Source organism: Bacillus xiamenensis (assembly GCF_000300535.1).
Classification (GTDB): Bacteria; Bacillota; Bacilli; order Bacillales; family Bacillaceae; genus Bacillus; species Bacillus xiamenensis.
Genome location: NZ_AMSH01000001.1, coordinates 49,348 through 67,254, shown reverse-complemented (window position 1 = coordinate 67,254; position 17,907 = coordinate 49,348). Strand labels below are relative to the sequence as shown.

The window sequence follows — 17,907 nt, the reverse complement described above, 5'->3', positions numbered from 1 at the left end:
AGGTGCAATTAACATAAATATCAATTTGTGAAATGGATAAAGAGAGAACACCTCTTAAGGGGGATTTTGAGTATGGCTGATTATTTAGTCATCGTTGAGTCGCCAGCAAAGGCGAAAACGATTGAGCGTTATTTAGGAAAAAAGTATAAAGTAAAGGCTTCAATGGGGCACGTAAGGGATTTACCGAAAAGTCAGCTCGGTGTTGACACTGAGCATGACTTCGAACCGAGATATATTACGATTCGCGGGAAAGGCCCGGTTTTAAAGGAATTAAAAACAGCGGCGAAAAAAGCAAAGAAAGTCTATCTCGCAGCTGACCCCGATAGAGAGGGAGAAGCGATTGCTTGGCATTTAGCACACAGCCTTGACCTTGACCTCTCTTCTGACTGCCGCGTTGTCTTTAACGAAATTACAAAAGATGCAATTAAAGATTCCTTTAAGCATCCACGTATGATCAATATGGACTTAGTTGACGCGCAGCAGGCAAGACGGATTTTAGACCGTCTTGTTGGATATAAAATTAGCCCGATTTTATGGAAAAAAGTCAAAAAGGGCTTAAGTGCCGGTCGTGTTCAATCGGTTGCACTCCGCCTGATTATTGACCGAGAAAATGAAATTAATGAATTTAAACCAGAAGAATACTGGACAATTGATGGTACATTCCTAAAAGGAAAAGAAAGCTTTGAGGCTAGTTTCTTTGGCGTGGGCGGCAAAAAACATCCTCTGAAAACAAAAGAAGATGTAAAAGAAATCCTTTCGAAATTAAAAGGAAGCAAATTTTCTGTTGAAAAAGTGACAAAAAAAGAACGTAAACGCAACCCAGCTCTTCCGTTTACGACATCTACCTTGCAGCAAGAGGCAGCAAGAAAACTCAACTTCCGTGCGAAGAAGACGATGATGATTGCACAGCAATTATATGAAGGGATTGATCTTGGGAAAGAAGGTACAGTAGGTCTCATTACATATATGAGAACGGACTCAACACGTATTTCCAATACGGCAATTGAAGAAGTATCTGCTTTCATTGATCAAACGTACGGCAAGAATTTCTTAAATACAACAAAACGTACTGCCAAAAAGAACGACAATGCACAGGATGCTCACGAAGCCATCCGGCCGACTTCTACGCTAAGAAAACCAGCAGATGTCAAACATGTGCTAAGCAGAGATCAGCTTCGACTTTATAAATTGATTTGGGAACGATTTGTGGCAAGCCAAATGGCGTCGGCTGTTCTTGATACAATGAGTGTGGATCTTGAAAATAACGGCCTTACTTTCCGTGCTAATGGAAGCAAGGTGAAATTCCCTGGGTTTATGAAGGTATATGTTGAAGGGAAGGACGACCAGTTAGAAGAAAAGGACAAAATGCTCCCTGATCTGAAAGAGGGAGATACGGTTCTTTCAAAAGATATCGAACCAGAACAGCACTTCACGCAGCCGCCTCCCCGCTATACAGAGGCAAGACTTGTCAAAACGCTTGAAGAGCTTGGTATCGGTCGCCCATCTACGTATGCCCCAACATTAGATACGATTCAAAAGCGCGGCTATGTCGCACTTGATAACAAACGGTTTATTCCAACAGAGCTTGGAGAAATTGTACTCAACTTAATTATTGAATTCTTCCCTGAAATCATTAACGTAGAATTCACTGCAAAAATGGAAAAAGAACTTGATAGCGTTGAAGAAGGTACGATCGAATGGGTTCGCATTATCGACAGCTTCTATCAAGACTTTGCAAAACGGGTAGAAAAAGCAGAAGCAGAAATGCAAGAAGTTGAGATTGAGCCTGAATACGCCGGAGTGGACTGTGAAGAGTGCGGGCATCCGATGGTATACAAAATGGGGAGATACGGTAAGTTCATGGCATGCTCTAATTTCCCTGACTGCCGTAACACAAAACCAATTGTGAAAGATATCGGTGTCAAATGCCCGACCTGTCACGAAGGAAACATCGTTGAACGGAAATCTAAGAAGCGCCGCATTTTTTATGGCTGTGATCGTTTTCCAGCGTGTGAATTCGTCTCTTGGGACAAACCAATTGAAAGAAAGTGTCCAAAGTGCGAAAATATGCTTGTAGAGAAAAAGCTGAAAAAAGGCGTTCAAGTTCAATGTGTGAATTGTGATTATAAAGAGGAACAACAAAAATAGCGGTGAGCAGCCTTGTTCACCTGCTTTTTTATGTCATCAAACAGAACTTACGAAATAGGAGAGTTGTACAATGAGTCAATTTGTAAATGTGATCGGAGCAGGTTTAGCAGGAAGTGAAGCGGCATGGCAAATTGCTAAACGCGGAATTAAAGTCAATCTGTATGAAATGAGACCTGTTAAACAAACACCAGCTCACCACACTGATAAATTTGCAGAGCTAGTCTGCAGCAACTCATTGCGTGCGAACGCTTTGACGAATGCGGTAGGTGTATTAAAGGAAGAAATGCGTCATTTAGATTCTGCCATTATTGCAGCAGCAGATGAAAGTTCGGTTCCTGCTGGCGGAGCGCTTGCAGTAGATCGCCATGAATTTGCAGCCAATGTCACAGACCGCGTGAAAAATCACCCGAATGTGACAGTCTTTCAAGAAGAAGTGCAAAGCATTCCAGAAGGTCCGACAATTATTGCGACTGGTCCGCTTACATCAGAAGCACTTTCAAAAGAATTGAAATTATTAACAGGTGAGGAGTATCTGTATTTCTACGATGCAGCAGCACCGATCTTAGAGAAAGACAGCATCAATATGGATAAAGTATACTTGAAATCACGCTATGATAAAGGAGAAGCTGCTTATTTAAACTGTCCAATGACTGAAGAGGAATTCGATCGTTTTTATGAGGCATTAATTTCTGCTGAAACTGTGCCATTAAAAGAGTTTGAAAAAGAAATCTTCTTTGAAGGCTGTATGCCCATTGAAGTCATGGCGAAAAGAGGAAAGAAAACAATGCTGTTTGGCCCGATGAAACCAGTAGGGCTTGAAGATCCGAAAACAGGAAAAAGACCTTACGCTGTTGTTCAATTAAGACAGGATGATGCAGCAGGTACTTTGTATAATATCGTTGGTTTCCAAACGCATCTGAAGTGGGGCGATCAAAAGGAAGTGTTCCGTTTGATCCCAGGTCTTGAAGAGGCAGAGATTGTTCGGTATGGTGTGATGCACCGTAATACATTTATTAACTCTCCAAGCCTTCTAAGACCGACGTATCAGTTTAAAAACAGAGACGATCTATTCTTTGCCGGACAAATGACTGGTGTTGAAGGCTATGTCGAGTCTGCGGCTTCAGGATTGGTCGCTGGAATTAATGCGGCTCGTTTTGTCAAAGGTGAAGAGCTTGTTACACTCCCTGAGGAAACGGCGATTGGCAGCATGGCTCACTACATTACGTCGACAAACAAGAAAAGCTTCCAGCCGATGAATGCAAACTTCGGCTTGCTGAAAGATCTTGGCGTTCGAATTAAAAACAAACAGGAGCGCTATGCAGAGTACGCTAAGCGCGCAATCGAAACTATTCAAACTATTTCGAAATCTCTGTAGTAAAACATTGCACCGGAAGCAAGATATGTGATACCATTTAAAAGCCTTAAAGAGGTGTAAAAATGACGAATAAACAGCGTCTTGTCCACTTATTCATTGAATATTTGCAGATTGAAAAAAACTATTCGGCTTTAACGATCTCAGGATATACGGAGGCCATTGAAGAGTTTGTCAGATTTATGAACATTCAAGGAATAAACGGTTTTGAAGAGGTATCCTATCAAGATACGAGAATTTATTTAACAGAAGCTTATGAAAAAGGCCTTACAAGAAGAACGATTAGTAAGAAAGTCTCTGCACTTCGCAGCTTTTATAAATTTTTATTAAGAGAACAGCTTGTGAAAGAAAATCCTTTTTTACTCGTTAGCTTACCAAAGCAGGATAAGCGCATTCCTTCATTTTTGTACGAAGAGGAACTAAAAGAGCTGTTTACAGTATCTGATCTGAGCACACCGCTTGGTCAAAGAAATCAAGCCATTTTAGAACTTCTTTATGCAACAGGTATGAGGGTCAGTGAGTTATGTTCATTAAAAGAATCTGATCTTGATTTATCGATGGATACAGTGCTTGTTCATGGGAAAGGCAGCAAACAGCGGTATGTTCCTTTCGGCTCTTACGCACATGAAGCGCTCTCCACTTATTTAGAGAGTGGAAGGCAGAAGCTGATCGGTAAGGGAAAAGATCGTGCTGGTTCACATGTGTTTTTGAATCAGCGCGGAGCTCCTCTTACAGACCGTGGCGTTCGATTCATTCTAAGTGAATTAATGAAAAAAGCGTCAGGCACATTACATATCCATCCTCACATGTTAAGGCACACCTTTGCTACACACCTTTTAAACGAGGGAGCTGATTTGAGAAGTGTTCAAGAACTTCTCGGTCACTCAAATTTATCATCAACTCAGGTGTACACACATGTATCAAAAGATTCTTTAAGAAAAACGTACATGTCTCATCACCCAAGGGCTTTTAAACGATTCTAAAAGGAGGTTTTTTCATGTCATCATTTCATGCAACCACCATTTTTGCCGTTCAACATAAAGGAAAAAGTGCGATGGCTGGAGACGGTCAAGTCACTTTTGGGCAGGCTGTCGTCATGAAACATACAGCAAAGAAAGTGCGCCGTCTTTTCGGAGGCAAGGTGCTCGCAGGTTTTGCTGGTTCAGTAGCAGATGCATTTACACTCTTTGAGAAGTTTGAAACAAAGCTGGAAGAATACGGTGGTAACTTAAAACGAGCAGCAGTAGAGCTGGCGAAAGAATGGCGCAGTGACAAGATGCTCAGACAGCTTGAAGCAATGCTTATCGTGATGAACAAAGAAAGCATTCTGCTCGTATCTGGAACAGGAGAGGTCATCGAGCCAGACGATGGCATCTTGGCTATCGGCTCAGGCGGCAACTATGCGCTTAGCGCCGGGAGAGCACTCAAAAAACATGCAGGTGATCACCTCTCAGCTCGAGAGATTGCAAGGGCTGCTCTTGAAACGGCCGGAGAAATCTGTGTCTACACGAACGATCAAATCACTTTAGAAGAGCTTGAATAGAAAGGACATGAGACGTATGGAGAAAAAGCCGTTCACCCCAAGAGAAATAGTTGAAAAGCTGGATCAGTACATTATTGGTCAGCTTGATGCGAAAAAAGCAGTGGCGGTGGCTTTAAGAAACCGTTACAGAAGAAGTCTTTTACATGATAAGCTAAAGGATGAAGTCGTTCCTAAAAACATTTTAATGATCGGTCCGACAGGTGTAGGGAAAACAGAGATTGCCCGCAGAATTGCCCGGATTTCTGGTGCACCTTTCATTAAAGTGGAAGCGACGAAGTTTACTGAAGTTGGATATGTCGGCCGTGACGTAGAATCAATGGTCAGAGATTTAGTGGAGACAGCGATCAGACTTGTCAAAGAAGAAAAGATGAAAGATGTCCAAGAAGAAGCGGAAAAACAAGCAAACAAACGTCTTGTTCACCTGCTTGTTCCTGGGAAGAAAAAAAGCCAGTCTGTGAAAAATCCTTTTGAAATGCTGTTTGGCGGCTCTGATACAGATGACAGCGATCGAGATCACTCAAATGAAGAGGTAGAACTTGAATCGACAAGAAAACGTATGGCTCACCAGCTGGCTATGGGTGAACTTGAAGATCATTACGTTACGATTGAAGTCGAAGAGCAGCAGCCCTCCATGTTTGACATGCTTCAAGGCTCAGGTATGGAGCAAATGGGTATGAACATGCAGGATGCGCTCAGCAATCTCATGCCTAAAAAGAAAAAACGCAGAAAGCTGACTGTTAGAGAAGCGAGAAAGGCGTTAACTGCTGAGGAAGCGTCAAAACTGATTGATATGGATGAAGTCGGTCAGGAAGCTGTCCAAAAAGCAGAACAGCAAGGGATCATTTTTATTGATGAGATCGACAAAATTGCCAAAAGCGGCGGTGCATCATCTGCAGATGTTTCTCGTGAAGGGGTTCAACGTGATATTTTACCGATTGTAGAAGGTTCCACTGTGATGACAAAATATGGGGCTGTAAAAACAGATCATGTGCTATTTGTAGCAGCAGGCGCGTTCCATATGGCAAAACCATCAGATTTGATTCCAGAGCTGCAAGGGCGCTTCCCAATCCGTGTAGAATTAGATAAATTAAGTATAGAAGACTTTGTGAAAATCTTAACGGAACCAGATAATGCGTTATTAAAGCAATATAAAGCTTTACTTGAAACAGAAGGTATATCTCTTGAATTTTCTGACGATGCTATTCTTAAGATTGCTGAAGTGGCTTATCACGTCAATCAGGAGACGGATAACATCGGTGCAAGAAGGCTTCATACCATACTTGAGAAGCTGCTTGAAGAGCTTTCGTTTGAGGCGCCTGATATTACAATGGAAACGGTGACCATCACCCCTCAGTATGTAGAAGAGAAGCTAGGAAAGATTGCAAATAACAAAGACTTAAGTCAATTTATACTTTAACAAATGAATAAAGTAATCTAGGAGGATCATTATTATGGCGTTATTACAAAAAACAAGGATTATTAACTCGATGCTGCAAGATGCAGCGGGGAAACCAGTTAATTTTAAAGAAATGGCAGAAACACTTAGAGATGTCATTGATTCAAACATTTTCGTATTAAGCAGAAGAGGGAAGCTTCTTGGCTATTCCATCAACCAACAGATCGAAAATGCACGTATGAAAAAAATGCTTGAAGACCGTCAGTTCCCTGAAGAATATACAAAAAGTCTATTCAATGTCCCTGAAACGTCTTCAAACCTTGACATCAACAGTGAGTATACAGCTTTCCCGATTGAGAACCGTGATTTATTCCAATCAGGTTTGACAACAATTGTTCCAATCATCGGAGGCGGAGATCGCTTAGGGACGTTAATCTTGTCTCGTTTGCAAGATAGATTTACAGATGATGATTTAATTCTTGCTGAATACGGCGCAACAGTTGTTGGAATGGAGATTCTTCGCGAGAAAGCAGAAGAAATTGAAGAAGAAGCAAGAAGTAAAGCGGTTGTCCAAATGGCGATCAGTTCTCTTTCCTATAGTGAGCTTGAAGCAATTGAGCACATCTTCGAAGAACTTGATGGAAACGAAGGACTGCTTGTGGCAAGTAAAATTGCTGACCGTGTAGGCATCACTCGTTCAGTCATCGTAAACGCCTTGCGTAAGTTAGAAAGTGCAGGCGTAATTGAATCTCGTTCTCTTGGAATGAAGGGCACGTACATCAAAGTGTTAAACAATAAATTTTTAATCGAACTTGAAAATTTAAAATCTCATTAATCAAAAACCCTTTTCAGCCGAAATAAATGCTGAAAAGGGTTTTTTTGAATGAAAAAAGAGGATTTTTTCAAAAAAAGACACTCTATTTACCAAGAAAACCCTTACAATTATGTAGTGCTTTGAATCTAGGTCTTTTTACCTATCCATAAAATAGATATATATTACGAGTTTTTTTTACATCTACATCATAGACTTTAATCCTATTATTTCTTACAATGAACATATGGTTTTACAAATCTCGACATGATTAAATGGAATGAAATACATATGATTGGAGGTATATGGTTTTGGATATATTTTCTGGAACGATAAGCAACCTTGAGAATGCCTTGGGCAGAGCGAATGTTAAGCAAAAAGTCATAAGTAATAATATCGCGAATATAGACACACCGAACTACAAGTCGAAAAAAGTCGCATTCCATGACATGCTAAATGATGCGTCAAGCAGATTAGATGCTAATAAAACATACCAAGGTCACATTGATTTTTCTGAAACAGGGTCTAATTATTCAGTTGTCTCGAGTAACCGTACTTCTTATCAAGAAAACGGAAATAATGTCGATATTGATCAAGAGATGAGTGAACTCGCTAAAAACCAAATTCAGTATAATGCGCTAGTTGAAAGAATGAGCGGAAAATTCAATTCTCTTAAAACAGTTTTGACAGGAGGTAAATAATGTCGATTTTTTCAGGCGTTAACGCTTCGGCCTCAGCATTAACTGCACAGAGGCTCAGAATGGACGTTGTATCCTCAAACCTTGCAAATATGGATACAACAAGAGCGAAACAGGTTGATGGCAACTGGGAGCCTTATAGACGTAAGCTCGTCACATTACAGCCGTCAGGTGAATCATTTTCATCTATATTGAACTCAAGCATGAATTCGAGCGGCAAATTAGGAAACGGCGTCAAAGTAACAAAGGTTACAGAAGACGAAACTCCATTCAACCTTCAATATGATCCTACAAATCCCGATGCCAATGAAAATGGATATGTTCAAACACCAAATGTCGATCCATTAAAGGAAATGGTTGACCTCATCAGCAGCTCAAGGTCATACGAAGCAAACGTGACTGCGCTGAATGCGAATAAAAGCATGCTGATGAAAGCTTTAGAAATAGGAAAGTAAGGTGAAAAGAATTGGTTAACGCAATATCTCCTTTCCAGCTTCAAACCGCTCAGCAAGCAAGTGAATTGACGAATGCATCGCCATTGCAGGCGGCTGCACCAAAAAGTCAAACGAATTTCTCTGATGTGCTGAAGAATTCCATTGAGGCATTGAATCAATCACAGCTGAAATCAGACCAGTATACAAATGCTCTTGCACAAGGCAAAGATGTCAACCTCGATGAAGTCATGATTGCTGCACAGAAAGCAAATGTGACACTCACAGCTGCAACGGAGTTTCGAAATAAAGCAGTCGAAGCGTACCAAGAGATTATGAGAATGCAGATGTAGGAGGTGCTGGCGGACAAAAAATAGACTGAATGGAATGACCGGGGGTTAAGATGAATCGTACTTTAATGCAATTAAGAACAAAAACAGTTGAGTTTTGGCGAAATCGATCAAAATTACAAAAAATACTCATGATTGGCGGCGTAGCTGCCCTAGCAATCATTATTACGGTTGTTAGCATCTTTGCTTCTTCTGAAAAAATGGTTCCGCTCTTTAGAGATTTGTCTGAGGCAGAAGCAGGACAAATCAAACAGGAACTGGATGGCAAAAACGTTAAATCGGAACTTGCAAATAACGGAACGACGATTCTAGTTCCGGAAAAGCAAGCAGACTCTTTAAAAGTAACACTCGCATCAGAGGGACTTCCTAAGACAGGGAATATTGATTACTCCTTCTTTGCGAACAATTCCGGTTTCGGTTTAACAGATAATGAATTTGATGTTCTGAAAGTAGACGCAACTCAGACAGAACTATCCAATCTAATCAACACGATTGATGGGATTAAAGATTCAAAGGTTATGATTAACCTGCCGAAAGATTCCGTTTTTGTTGGAGAAGAGCAAAGTAATGCATCAGCATCAATTGTGTTGCAAATTCAGCCTGGCTACACGCTTACGCAGCAACAAGTAAAAGGCCTTTATCATCTTATTTCAAAAAGTGTGCCAAATTTAAAAACAGAAAACATTGTCATTATGGACCAAGATTCCAACTACTACGACTTAAACAGTAGCTCGGATTCCTATGCAAGTGGAATGGATGCACAGCAGCAGAAAAAAGAGGAAATTGAAAAGAACCTTCAAAGAAAAATTCAACAGCTGCTAGGAACCATGATGGGTCAAGATAAAGTTGCCGTATCGGTCACAACAGACATTGATTTCACTGAAGAAAAAAGAAAAGAAGACCTTGTCGAACCAGTTGATCAAGAAAACATGCAAGGGATCGCTGTCAGCGCTGAAAAGATTGCTGAAACCTATTCAGGAAGCGGCGCAGCAGCTGGAGGCACAGCTGGAACAGGTGACGATGATGTCACGAATTATCAAGGTACCGATGGAGAGAATGGCAGCGGAGATTACGAAAAGAGCGAAGATCGTATCAATTATGAAGTCAACCGCATCCATAAAGATATCAAAGAAAGTCCTTACAAAATTAGAGACGTTGGCATACAAGCATTGGTTGAACCACCAACTGCAAACGATCCGAACTCTTTAACTACTGAAAGGCAAGATGATATCAAAAAGATTCTTTCAACAATCATCAGCACATCAATTGATAAAGAATACACAAATGGTCAAGCGCTCACTCAAGCTGACTTAGATAACAAAATCGTGTTATCGGTATCAAAATTAGACGGTAAACAGCAAACGACGACAGAAGACCCTTCAAACAATATGCCGATTTGGGTTTATATTGTAGGCGGTGTGCTACTACTTGCAATTATCGCTCTCATTATTCTTCTCGTGCGTAAGCGCAGAAAAGAAGAGGAAGAAGAGTTTGAGCTTGATGAACGTACACCAATCCATGTTCCTGATATCGATACTGAGCCAGAAACAGAAGAAATGGTGAGAAAAAATCAGCTTGAAAAAATGGCAAAAGATAAACCAGAAGACTTTGCTAAATTGCTACGCAGCTGGCTGTCCGAGGATTAGGAGGAATACACATGTCGAGAAAAGATTCAAATCGACTAACAGGCAGACAAAAAGCAGCAATCCTAATGATTTCCTTAGGGCTAGACGTGTCAGCATCTGTATACAAACATCTGTCTGAAGACGAAATAGAAAAATTAACATTAGAAATTTCCAATGTACGCAGTGTAGATTCTGCTAAGAAAGATGAAATCATCGAAGAATTTCACAGCATTGCCATCGCCCAGGACTACATATCACAAGGTGGTCTTATGTATGCAAGACAAGTGCTTGAAAAAGCGCTTGGTGAGGACAAAGCGGACAGCATCTTAAATCGCTTAACATCCTCTCTTCAAGTGAAACCATTTGATTTTGCTAGAAAGGCTGACCCAGAGCAAATTTTAAACTTTATCCAACACGAGCATCCACAAACCATTGCGCTCATTCTTTCCTACTTAGACCCAGTGCAGGCTGGACAAATATTATCTGAGTTAGGCGAGGAAGTACAAACAGAGGTTGCACGTAGAATTGCTTTAATGGACCGCACATCTCCAGAGATCATCAATGAGGTGGAACGTATTCTTGAACAAAAGCTTTCTTCAACCTTTACGCAAGATTATACCCAAACGGGCGGAGTGGAAGCGGTTGTCGAAGTACTTAATGGTGTAGACCGCGCGACGGAGAAGACCATTTTAGACACACTTGAAATTCAAGATCCAGAGCTTGCCGATGAAATTAAGAAACGTATGTTTGTCTTTGAAGACATTGTCACCCTTGATAGCAGAGCCATCCAGCGTGTCATCAGAGATGTTGAAAATGATGACTTACTACTCGCGCTCAAAGTGGCAAGCGAAGAGGTCAAAGAAATTGTCTTCCGCAACATGTCTCAGCGGATGGTCGAAACGTTCAAAGAAGAAATGGAGTTTATGGGACCTGTCCGGCTTAGAGATGTCGAAGAAGCACAAACCCGTATTGTCAGCATCGTAAGACGTCTTGAAGAAGCTGGAGAAATTGTCATAGCTCGAGGCGGAGGAGACGATATCATTGTCTAGGATTATCAAACATGAAACATCTGTTATTCCTGAGCAAGGCCGTCAAACAATTCCTTTGCAGCAAGTGGAGTTTAAAAAAGAGCGCCACGAAGAAGAGCTTGTCAACGAAACAGAAGCATCCAAGCTTGTGCTAAGTGATGCACAAGATGAAGCAAGCCGTATTTTAGAACAAGCAAATAGTGAGCTAGAACAAACAATCGCCGAAATCAATCAGCGCCGAGCTGATTTTGAAGCAGAAAGAATGCAGCTCATTGAAGAAGCCAAACAAACAGGTTATCAAGATGGCTTCCAAAAGGGCGAAGCAGATGCGCATATGCAGTATCAATCAATTCTTCTTCAAGCAAATGACATTGTCAGCCTTGCAAAACAGGACTATGAAGCAAAAATTGAAAGCTCTGCTGAAAAGATTGTCGAACTGGCCTTTGAACTCGCTAAACGAGTCTGGAATGCAGCTGAGGACTCACGAGAACAATTTTTGACTCTTGTAAAACAGGTCATTTCAGAAGTAAAGGAATATGACGATATTTCCATCTATGTCGATCCTGAACATTACGAGCATGTGATGGAATATAAAGACGAATTGAATAGAATCCTTCAAAAGGATACACACCTTGCCATTTACTCGGATGAGAAAGCGCCAAAAGGTACTTGTTACGTAGAAACAAGTTTTGGAAAAGTGGAAGCGAGTGTTGATACACAAATGAATCAGTTGAAAGCAAAACTATTAGAAGTCATTGATTCAGGTGATCACAAATGAACATGGATGTGTTAAAAGAAACGATTGAAACCACCGATCCTTATAAACGTTTTGGTAAAGTCAATCGAGTTGTTGGACTGATGATCGAGTCCAAGGGACCAGAAAGCTCTATCGGAGATGTCTGTCTCATTCACAAAAAAGGGAGTAATCACCATCCGATAAAAGCAGAGGTCGTTGGTTTTAGAGATGAAAACATTCTGCTCATGCCTTATGTTGAGGCATCTAATATCTCACCAGGCAGTCTTGTTGAAGCAACGGGTAAGTCGTTAAAGGTTAAAGTAGGCACTGGGTTAATTGGTGAAGTCGTTGACGCCTTCGGTGATCCACTGGACGGCAGCATGCTTCCAAAAGGACTTGCACCTGTTTCAACAGATCAGTCTCCCCCAAACCCAATGGACAGGCCGCCTATTCGAGAAAAAATGGGTGTTGGTGTCAGAGTGATCGACAGTCTTCTCACAGTTGGCACTGGTCAAAGAATCGGGATATTTGCGGGAAGCGGTGTTGGAAAAAGTACCTTAATGGGTATGATCGCAAAGCAAACAGAAGCGGACCTCAATGTCATTGCACTTGTTGGTGAGCGTGGTCGTGAAGTTCGTGAGTTTATCGAAAAAGATTTAGGTGCTGAAGGACTGAAGCGCTCGATTGTTGTCGTTGCAACTTCTGATCAGCCCGCCCTTACGAGATTAAAGGCAGCCTATACTGCGACAGCCATTGCCGAATATTTCAGAGACAGAGGCAAAAATGTCATGTTTATGATGGATTCTGTCACGAGGGTCGCCATGGCACAACGCGAAATAGGACTTGCAACTGGCGAACCGCCAACGACAAAAGGATATACGCCTTCAGTGTTCGCTATACTGCCGAAATTGCTTGAACGAACTGGAACAAATCAACTTGGTTCCATCACAGCGTTTTACACAGTGCTTGTTGATGGTGATGACATGAATGAGCCGATCGCTGATACAGTCAGGGGGATTTTAGACGGTCACATTGTACTTGATCGTGCACTGGCCAACAAAGGACAATTTCCCGCTGTCAATATTCTGAAAAGTATCAGCCGTGTCATGAGTAATATCGCAAGTCATGATCACAAGGAAGCGGCCAATCGGTTCCGTCAGCTTTTATCCACTTATCAAAACGCTGAAGACCTCATTAACATTGGAGCATATAAAAAAGGCTCCTCTAAAGATATTGATGAGGCCATGCAGGCTTATCCGCAGCTCATTTCATTTTTGAAGCAGGATGTCGATGAGGCTGTATCTATCGAAGACAGTGTGAGAATATTGCTCAGTTTGATGAATAGAGAGGATTGACAAAAACAGTGAGATATCAATACAAATTTCAAAAACTTTTAGAATTGAAAGAAAGCGAAAAAGACAAATCCCTCGCAGCGTATCAACAATCTGTTTCGGCATTTGAGCAAGTCGCTGAAAAACTCTATGAAAATATGAGTAAAAAAGAGCTAATGGAAAAAAGCAAAGAAGAAAAGCTGAGAAGCGGGATGAGTGTCCAAGAAATGCGTCATTACCAGCAATTTGTGACAAACTTAGATAACACCATTCATCATTATCAGCAGCTTGTGATCATGAAACGTCATCAAATGAATGAAAAACAATCAGATTTAACTGAAAAGAATATTGAGTTTAAAAAGTTTGAAATAATGAAAGAAAAGCAATTTGAAAAGTTCTCCCTTGAACATAAGGCAATTGAAATGAAAGAAATGGATGATATCTCTATCAGCCAATTCATGTTTCAAGGACATTAGGAGTCGAGATGAATGCCTAAGAAGGAAAAAGCGAAGGAATCAAGCGGCGGTAAATTTCAATGGATCTTGTTTATTGTCATTATCCCATTGATTGTGCTTGTGATTGTAACAGGCACAATCCTTTATATGGCGGGTTATGATCTAAAGAAGCCGTTCCAAAACATTCCGGTGATTAGCAGCTTAGTTGGTTCAGATGACAGCTCAAAAACGTCATCTTCAAATAATGATCAACATGATGCAGAGTTGAAAGAGCTGAAAAAGACGATTAAAGAGCAAAAGAATGAACTCGAAATTGCACAAAAAGACTTGAAAACAAGTGATGAAGAGATTAAAAGATTGAATCAAAAAATCAACTCACTTGAAAAAACATCTGAGAATGATACAGATAGTACGTCAGCAACTGATAGTTCATCAAATAGTACATCATCAAGCGATAATGCATCAGGGACATCCTCTGATACGTCGGGATCTTCTAATCAGCAGTCAAAAGGGAAGGTTGCCAGCATTTATGAAAGCATGGATGCAGGGAAATCCGCGAAAATTTTATCAGAGTTAAGTGATAAAGAGGCTTTGAACATTCTTGAAGAGCTTAGTAAAAATAAGCTGACGGACATATTAGCAAAACTGACACCTCAGAAGGCAGCAACGTTCACGAAAGAGCTTGCCAAAAAAGAAGAAAGTGAAAATGGGGGTGGACAATAAGTGAAGCTACTGGATATTGGAGCCTTGCAGCAATCTTCTCAAGGTCTCTCGGGATTAAAGGGAGAGGGTGCAGCATCTGCCCGCGGTTTGTTTAAACAATTGCTAAGTGGTGCAGGCGCCCAAAGCAGCCCGGTCAATTCTCAGTCAGCGGGAGCCTCTTTATCTATCAATGATGCGATGCAGATCATTGAAAAATGGATGCAATCACCTCAAGATGGGGTGGATGAAGATCTTCTCGAGGCACTTCAAGCGCTTCAAGGTCAAAAGCTAGATGAATCTGACCAAAAATCACTTGAAGAATTATTTCAAAAAATGGAATCAGCCATTTACGGTGATCAAGGAGATAAGTCAGCGGCAGAACATAGTGAACAGCTCATACAAGTCCACTTTTTCTTATATCAATTGCTAAACCAGCAACCGCCTAGTTTTGATACAAAACTTGTGCAGGATATTCAAGGGAAAGGTGAAGACTTTATCGATTTTCTATCGAAAAACGGGGCAGATGAGAAGCTCGTTCAGCAAGTGAAAGAGCAGTTCTTCTCGCAGGCATCAGCACCAAAGCTGAATTCTATGTCACAAAGTGAGCTAAAACACTTTAATCAGTTAATCGACCATATGATGGCGAATGCAAAAGGGTCAGATAAAGAGTGGAAAATTTCCTTAGGAGAGTTAAAAGAAATGGTTTCTCCAAGGCAAGAGTCTTCTCTCGCATCTCCAGCAAAAGGTGCTACATCACTTGAATGGCTTATAAAAAAAGAAGTCGTCAAGGGCCAAAGTACAGCTGCACCTAGTTCTGAAAAAATAATGACCCATACGCTTCTCTCAGGTCATAAGCAGTTTTTCCAACTGCAATCGTCTGCTCCTGTGCAGCAGGTGCAAACGTCTGATGAAAAGCCAGGAACGGTTGATCAGCAAATTTTAAACACTTGGAAGCAAATGAAGTTTACGCCATTTGGCAATTCAAGCGGACGGTTTACTGTTCGGTTAAATCCAGAAAATCTTGGGTTTATCACCATTCAACTAACGAAACAAAACGGTGTGTATGCGAGTAAAATTACAGCCTCGACGCAAGCAGCAAAAGAGCTGTTAGAGCATCATTTGCCGCAGCTCAAGCAGGCACTTCCGAATATGTCGGTTCAAGTGGACCGTTTCCATATACCGCTTCAATCAAGTGAGCAGCCGTTATTTGGACAGTTTAGTGAAGAAAACAAGCAGCAACAGTCAAAGGGACAAAATTTCCAGCAGCCTGATGAACAGGAAACGGAGTTCCAAGATGTACTGGACGCTCTTGTTGGATCAGAAGAAGAAGAGGAGGAGATCTAATGGCAACTGTTGATTCTACTAACAGAACAACCACACTAGCGGACACTTCTTCAACTACAACAAAGAAAACAGACACGCTCGGCCGAGATCAGTTCTTGAAAATATTGCTAACGCAGCTTCAAAACCAAGATCCGACAAACCCAATTGATGATCGTGAGTTTGTCACACAGCTTGCAACATTTTCTTCTTTAGAACAGCAAATGAATATGAACGAATCAATCACTCAGCTGAATCAGGTCATGTCTACATTTGTTGCACACCAAGATCCATTTACTACGTATGTAGGCTGGATTGGTAAAGAAGTAGCGGGCAAACAAGATGATCAAGATATTACGGGTATTGTAAAATCTGTCAAAAATATCGACAATGAATATTTCCTATATCTAGAAGATGGAACGAAAATCAGCCCATGGGACGTTACAACTGTTGGAGAAAAATCGTAAGCAAATCGAGGAGGAAAATAAATGTTACGCTCACTTTACTCAGGAATTAGCGGAATGAAAAACTTCCAAACAAAATTAGATATTGTAGCCAATAACGTGGCAAACGTGAATACACACGGTTATAAAAAGAGCCGTATTACGTTTAAAGATATGGTCAGTCAGACAATTGCAAGCTCTGGTGGACCGACAAATAACTCGGGTTCAACTAACTCAAAACAAGTTGGTTTAGGATCTTCTTTATCATCTATTGACAAGGTTATGTCAGTGGGTGCTTCTCAAAATACGGATCAACCGTATGATTTCTATATCAACGGTGATGGCTTCTTCCGTATCGAAAAACAAGGTGAAATTCTTTATACAAGAACAGGGAACTTCGGTCGGGATTCAGAAGGAAGCTTAGTAACCCCTGATGGAAACTACCTGCTTGGTATGGATGGACAAAAAATAACGATTCCAGATGGCATTTCAAGTGTGAGCGTTGGTTCAGATGGAACAATCTCAGTTGTTGAAAACAACGTATCTAGAAATGTTGGACAAGTATCACTCGCATCTTTCAGTAACGCAAGCGGACTAGACAAAGTTGGAGACAACCTTTACCGCCAAACGCTAAGCTCAGGTGCACCAAGTAATGCCATTGTACCTGGTGAACAAGGAACAGGTGTCATCCAAACAGGTAGACTTGAAATGTCAAACGTTGATTTAACAGACGAGTTTACAGAAATGATTATCGCACAGCGTGGATTCCAATCGAATGCAAAGACGATCACAACATCTGATGAAATTCTGCAAGAGCTTGTGAATCTGAAACGATAGGAGGTAGGGGGAGCGGGTGATCGCTTCTCTGCTTAATATGATTGAAGTGACAAGATTAAATGGCAAAGGATTTATGCTTAACGCTCTCCATATTGAACAAATCGAAAGCTTTCCAGACACGACCATTACACTCGCCAATGGAAAGAAATTCGTTGTGAAAGAAGATGAAGAGCAGCTTCAGGAGAAAATCATTTCTTTCTATAGAAAAATCCAAGTCATTTCATTGAATCAAGGAATAGAGGAGTTTGAATGAAGAAGAAATTAGTCGTAGTAATGCTAATCATGATTATTGCTATCGTCGGAATTGGAGCAGGTATTGTCTTTCTGGTGAATGGGTCAGACGAAGCAAAAGCAGAAAAAGAGCCAACAGCAGATGAAGTCGTAAAAGCTTCTGTTGAAATTCCTGAGATTGTGACCAATTTAAAATCTGAAGGAAATGCGGTCAAACTTGTGCTGAATATTGAAACAGATTCTGAAAAAGCCAAAGAAGAGCTTGAAAAAAGAAGCTTCCAAGTGAAAGATGCCGTGATCGACATTTTATCAGAGACGAATGCAGATGAACTTGATGGCCAAAAAGGCAGAGAACATTTTAAAACACAAGTCAAAAACAAAGTGAATAACTATTTGCAAGATGGCAAGGTGAAAGAAGTTTATATAACCTCCTTTAATCTGCAATAGAGG

At 40.9% G+C, this 17,907-nt stretch carries 20 protein-coding genes; all 20 read left to right on the top strand.

Going from position 1 to position 17,907, the window contains the following annotated elements:
• The first annotated feature begins 72 nt into the window (after window positions 1-72).
• The 20 genes from topA to fliL all read left to right on the top strand — a co-directional run bounded on the left by topA (window position 73) and on the right by fliL (window position 17,904).
• Entirely contained in the window at window positions 73-2,148 is a 2,076-nt protein-coding gene (gene topA, locus BA1_RS00335; RefSeq protein WP_008354502.1) for a type I DNA topoisomerase, read from the top strand.
• A gap of 70 nt (window positions 2,149-2,218) precedes the next feature.
• Window positions 2,219-3,523 carry an FADH(2)-oxidizing methylenetetrahydrofolate--tRNA-(uracil(54)-C(5))-methyltransferase TrmFO gene (trmFO, locus tag BA1_RS00330; protein ID WP_008354501.1) on the top strand — a complete coding sequence of 435 codons (1,305 nt, stop codon included), beginning with the start codon at window positions 2,219-2,221 and terminating at the stop codon, window positions 3,521-3,523.
• Between the two features lie 62 nt (window positions 3,524-3,585).
• Window positions 3,586-4,503, top strand: a complete 918-nt coding sequence (gene xerC / locus BA1_RS00325) for a tyrosine recombinase XerC (protein WP_008354500.1) — start codon at window positions 3,586-3,588, stop codon at window positions 4,501-4,503.
• Between the two features lie 14 nt (window positions 4,504-4,517).
• Complete coding sequence (gene hslV / locus BA1_RS00320; protein WP_008354499.1) at window positions 4,518-5,063, top strand: ATP-dependent protease subunit HslV; 546 nt, start codon at window positions 4,518-4,520, stop codon at window positions 5,061-5,063.
• 16 nt (window positions 5,064-5,079) lie between these two features.
• On the top strand, window positions 5,080-6,480 hold the full coding sequence (gene hslU, locus BA1_RS00315; RefSeq protein ID WP_008354498.1) for an HslU--HslV peptidase ATPase subunit: 1,401 nt from the start codon (window positions 5,080-5,082) through the stop codon (window positions 6,478-6,480).
• Window positions 6,481-6,514: 34 nt separating this feature from the next.
• Window positions 6,515-7,294, top strand: coding sequence for a GTP-sensing pleiotropic transcriptional regulator CodY (gene codY / locus BA1_RS00310; protein WP_008354497.1), 780 nt, complete (start codon window positions 6,515-6,517; stop codon window positions 7,292-7,294).
• 287 nt (window positions 7,295-7,581) lie between these two features.
• On the top strand, window positions 7,582-7,971 hold the full coding sequence (gene flgB / locus BA1_RS00305) for a flagellar basal body rod protein FlgB (RefSeq protein WP_008354496.1): 390 nt from the start codon (window positions 7,582-7,584) through the stop codon (window positions 7,969-7,971).
• Complete coding sequence (gene flgC / locus BA1_RS00300; RefSeq protein ID WP_008354495.1) at window positions 7,971-8,423, top strand: flagellar basal body rod protein FlgC; 453 nt, start codon at window positions 7,971-7,973, stop codon at window positions 8,421-8,423. The genes flgB and flgC overlap by 1 nt, the downstream gene beginning before the upstream one ends.
• 11 nt (window positions 8,424-8,434) lie before the next feature.
• On the top strand, window positions 8,435-8,752 hold the full coding sequence (fliE, locus tag BA1_RS00295; protein ID WP_008354494.1) for a flagellar hook-basal body complex protein FliE: 318 nt from the start codon (window positions 8,435-8,437) through the stop codon (window positions 8,750-8,752).
• A gap of 50 nt (window positions 8,753-8,802) precedes the next feature.
• Window positions 8,803-10,395 carry a flagellar basal-body MS-ring/collar protein FliF gene (fliF, locus tag BA1_RS00290; RefSeq protein WP_008354493.1) on the top strand — a complete coding sequence of 531 codons (1,593 nt, stop codon included), beginning with the start codon at window positions 8,803-8,805 and terminating at the stop codon, window positions 10,393-10,395.
• Window positions 10,396-10,406: 11 nt separating this feature from the next.
• Entirely contained in the window at window positions 10,407-11,423 is a 1,017-nt protein-coding gene (gene fliG, locus BA1_RS00285) for a flagellar motor switch protein FliG (protein WP_008354492.1), read from the top strand.
• Complete coding sequence (gene fliH / locus BA1_RS00280) at window positions 11,416-12,180, top strand: flagellar assembly protein FliH (protein ID WP_008354491.1); 765 nt, start codon at window positions 11,416-11,418, stop codon at window positions 12,178-12,180. The genes fliG and fliH overlap by 8 nt, the downstream gene beginning before the upstream one ends.
• The gene (fliI, locus tag BA1_RS00275; RefSeq protein WP_008354490.1) at window positions 12,177-13,493 is read left to right on the top strand and encodes a flagellar protein export ATPase FliI; all 1,317 of its coding nucleotides are present in this window, start codon (window positions 12,177-12,179) and stop codon (window positions 13,491-13,493) included. The genes fliH and fliI overlap by 4 nt, the downstream gene beginning before the upstream one ends.
• Window positions 13,494-13,501: 8 nt before the next feature.
• A complete protein-coding gene (gene fliJ / locus BA1_RS00270) occupies window positions 13,502-13,945 on the top strand; it encodes a flagellar export protein FliJ (RefSeq protein WP_034738132.1) in 444 nt (147 codons plus the stop codon).
• 12 nt (window positions 13,946-13,957) lie between these two features.
• Window positions 13,958-14,647, top strand: a complete 690-nt coding sequence (locus tag BA1_RS00265; protein ID WP_008354488.1) for a MotE family protein — start codon at window positions 13,958-13,960, stop codon at window positions 14,645-14,647.
• On the top strand, window positions 14,648-15,970 hold the full coding sequence (locus BA1_RS00260; protein ID WP_008354487.1) for a flagellar hook-length control protein FliK: 1,323 nt from the start codon (window positions 14,648-14,650) through the stop codon (window positions 15,968-15,970).
• Entirely contained in the window at window positions 15,970-16,413 is a 444-nt protein-coding gene (gene flgD / locus BA1_RS00255) for a flagellar hook assembly protein FlgD (protein WP_008354486.1), read from the top strand. The genes BA1_RS00260 and flgD overlap by 1 nt, the downstream gene beginning before the upstream one ends.
• 21 nt (window positions 16,414-16,434) lie before the next feature.
• Window positions 16,435-17,226 (top strand): flagellar basal body rod protein FlgG, encoded by a 792-nt coding sequence (gene flgG / locus BA1_RS00250; RefSeq protein ID WP_008354485.1) that lies wholly within the window; start codon window positions 16,435-16,437, stop codon window positions 17,224-17,226.
• A 37-nt stretch (window positions 17,227-17,263) separates the two neighbouring features.
• Window positions 17,264-17,479: a swarming motility protein SwrD gene (swrD, locus tag BA1_RS00245; RefSeq protein ID WP_008344794.1), complete on the top strand. Its 216-nt coding sequence runs from the start codon at window positions 17,264-17,266 to the stop codon at window positions 17,477-17,479.
• On the top strand, window positions 17,476-17,904 hold the full coding sequence (fliL, locus tag BA1_RS00240) for a flagellar basal body-associated protein FliL (protein WP_008354484.1): 429 nt from the start codon (window positions 17,476-17,478) through the stop codon (window positions 17,902-17,904). Before swrD ends, fliL begins: the two co-directional genes overlap by 4 nt.
• Window positions 17,905-17,907: the final 3 nt, after the last annotated feature.

Coding starts and splice junctions, on each gene's coding strand:
- fliG (WP_008354492.1), top strand. CDS start 10,407: ATGTCGAGAAAAGATTCAAATCGACTAACAGGCAGACAAAAAGCAGCA.
- swrD (WP_008344794.1), top strand. CDS start 17,264: ATGATTGAAGTGACAAGATTAAATGGCAAAGGATTTATGCTTAACGCT.
- flgC (WP_008354495.1), top strand. CDS start 7,971: ATGTCGATTTTTTCAGGCGTTAACGCTTCGGCCTCAGCATTAACTGCA.
- flgG (WP_008354485.1), top strand. CDS start 16,435: ATGTTACGCTCACTTTACTCAGGAATTAGCGGAATGAAAAACTTCCAA.
- codY (WP_008354497.1), top strand. CDS start 6,515: ATGGCGTTATTACAAAAAACAAGGATTATTAACTCGATGCTGCAAGAT.
- BA1_RS00265 (WP_008354488.1), top strand. CDS start 13,958: ATGCCTAAGAAGGAAAAAGCGAAGGAATCAAGCGGCGGTAAATTTCAA.
- topA (WP_008354502.1), top strand. CDS start 73: ATGGCTGATTATTTAGTCATCGTTGAGTCGCCAGCAAAGGCGAAAACG.
- hslU (WP_008354498.1), top strand. CDS start 5,080: ATGGAGAAAAAGCCGTTCACCCCAAGAGAAATAGTTGAAAAGCTGGAT.
- xerC (WP_008354500.1), top strand. CDS start 3,586: ATGACGAATAAACAGCGTCTTGTCCACTTATTCATTGAATATTTGCAG.
- hslV (WP_008354499.1), top strand. CDS start 4,518: ATGTCATCATTTCATGCAACCACCATTTTTGCCGTTCAACATAAAGGA.
- fliF (WP_008354493.1), top strand. CDS start 8,803: ATGAATCGTACTTTAATGCAATTAAGAACAAAAACAGTTGAGTTTTGG.
- flgD (WP_008354486.1), top strand. CDS start 15,970: ATGGCAACTGTTGATTCTACTAACAGAACAACCACACTAGCGGACACT.
- fliL (WP_008354484.1), top strand. CDS start 17,476: ATGAAGAAGAAATTAGTCGTAGTAATGCTAATCATGATTATTGCTATC.
- fliI (WP_008354490.1), top strand. CDS start 12,177: ATGAACATGGATGTGTTAAAAGAAACGATTGAAACCACCGATCCTTAT.
- trmFO (WP_008354501.1), top strand. CDS start 2,219: ATGAGTCAATTTGTAAATGTGATCGGAGCAGGTTTAGCAGGAAGTGAA.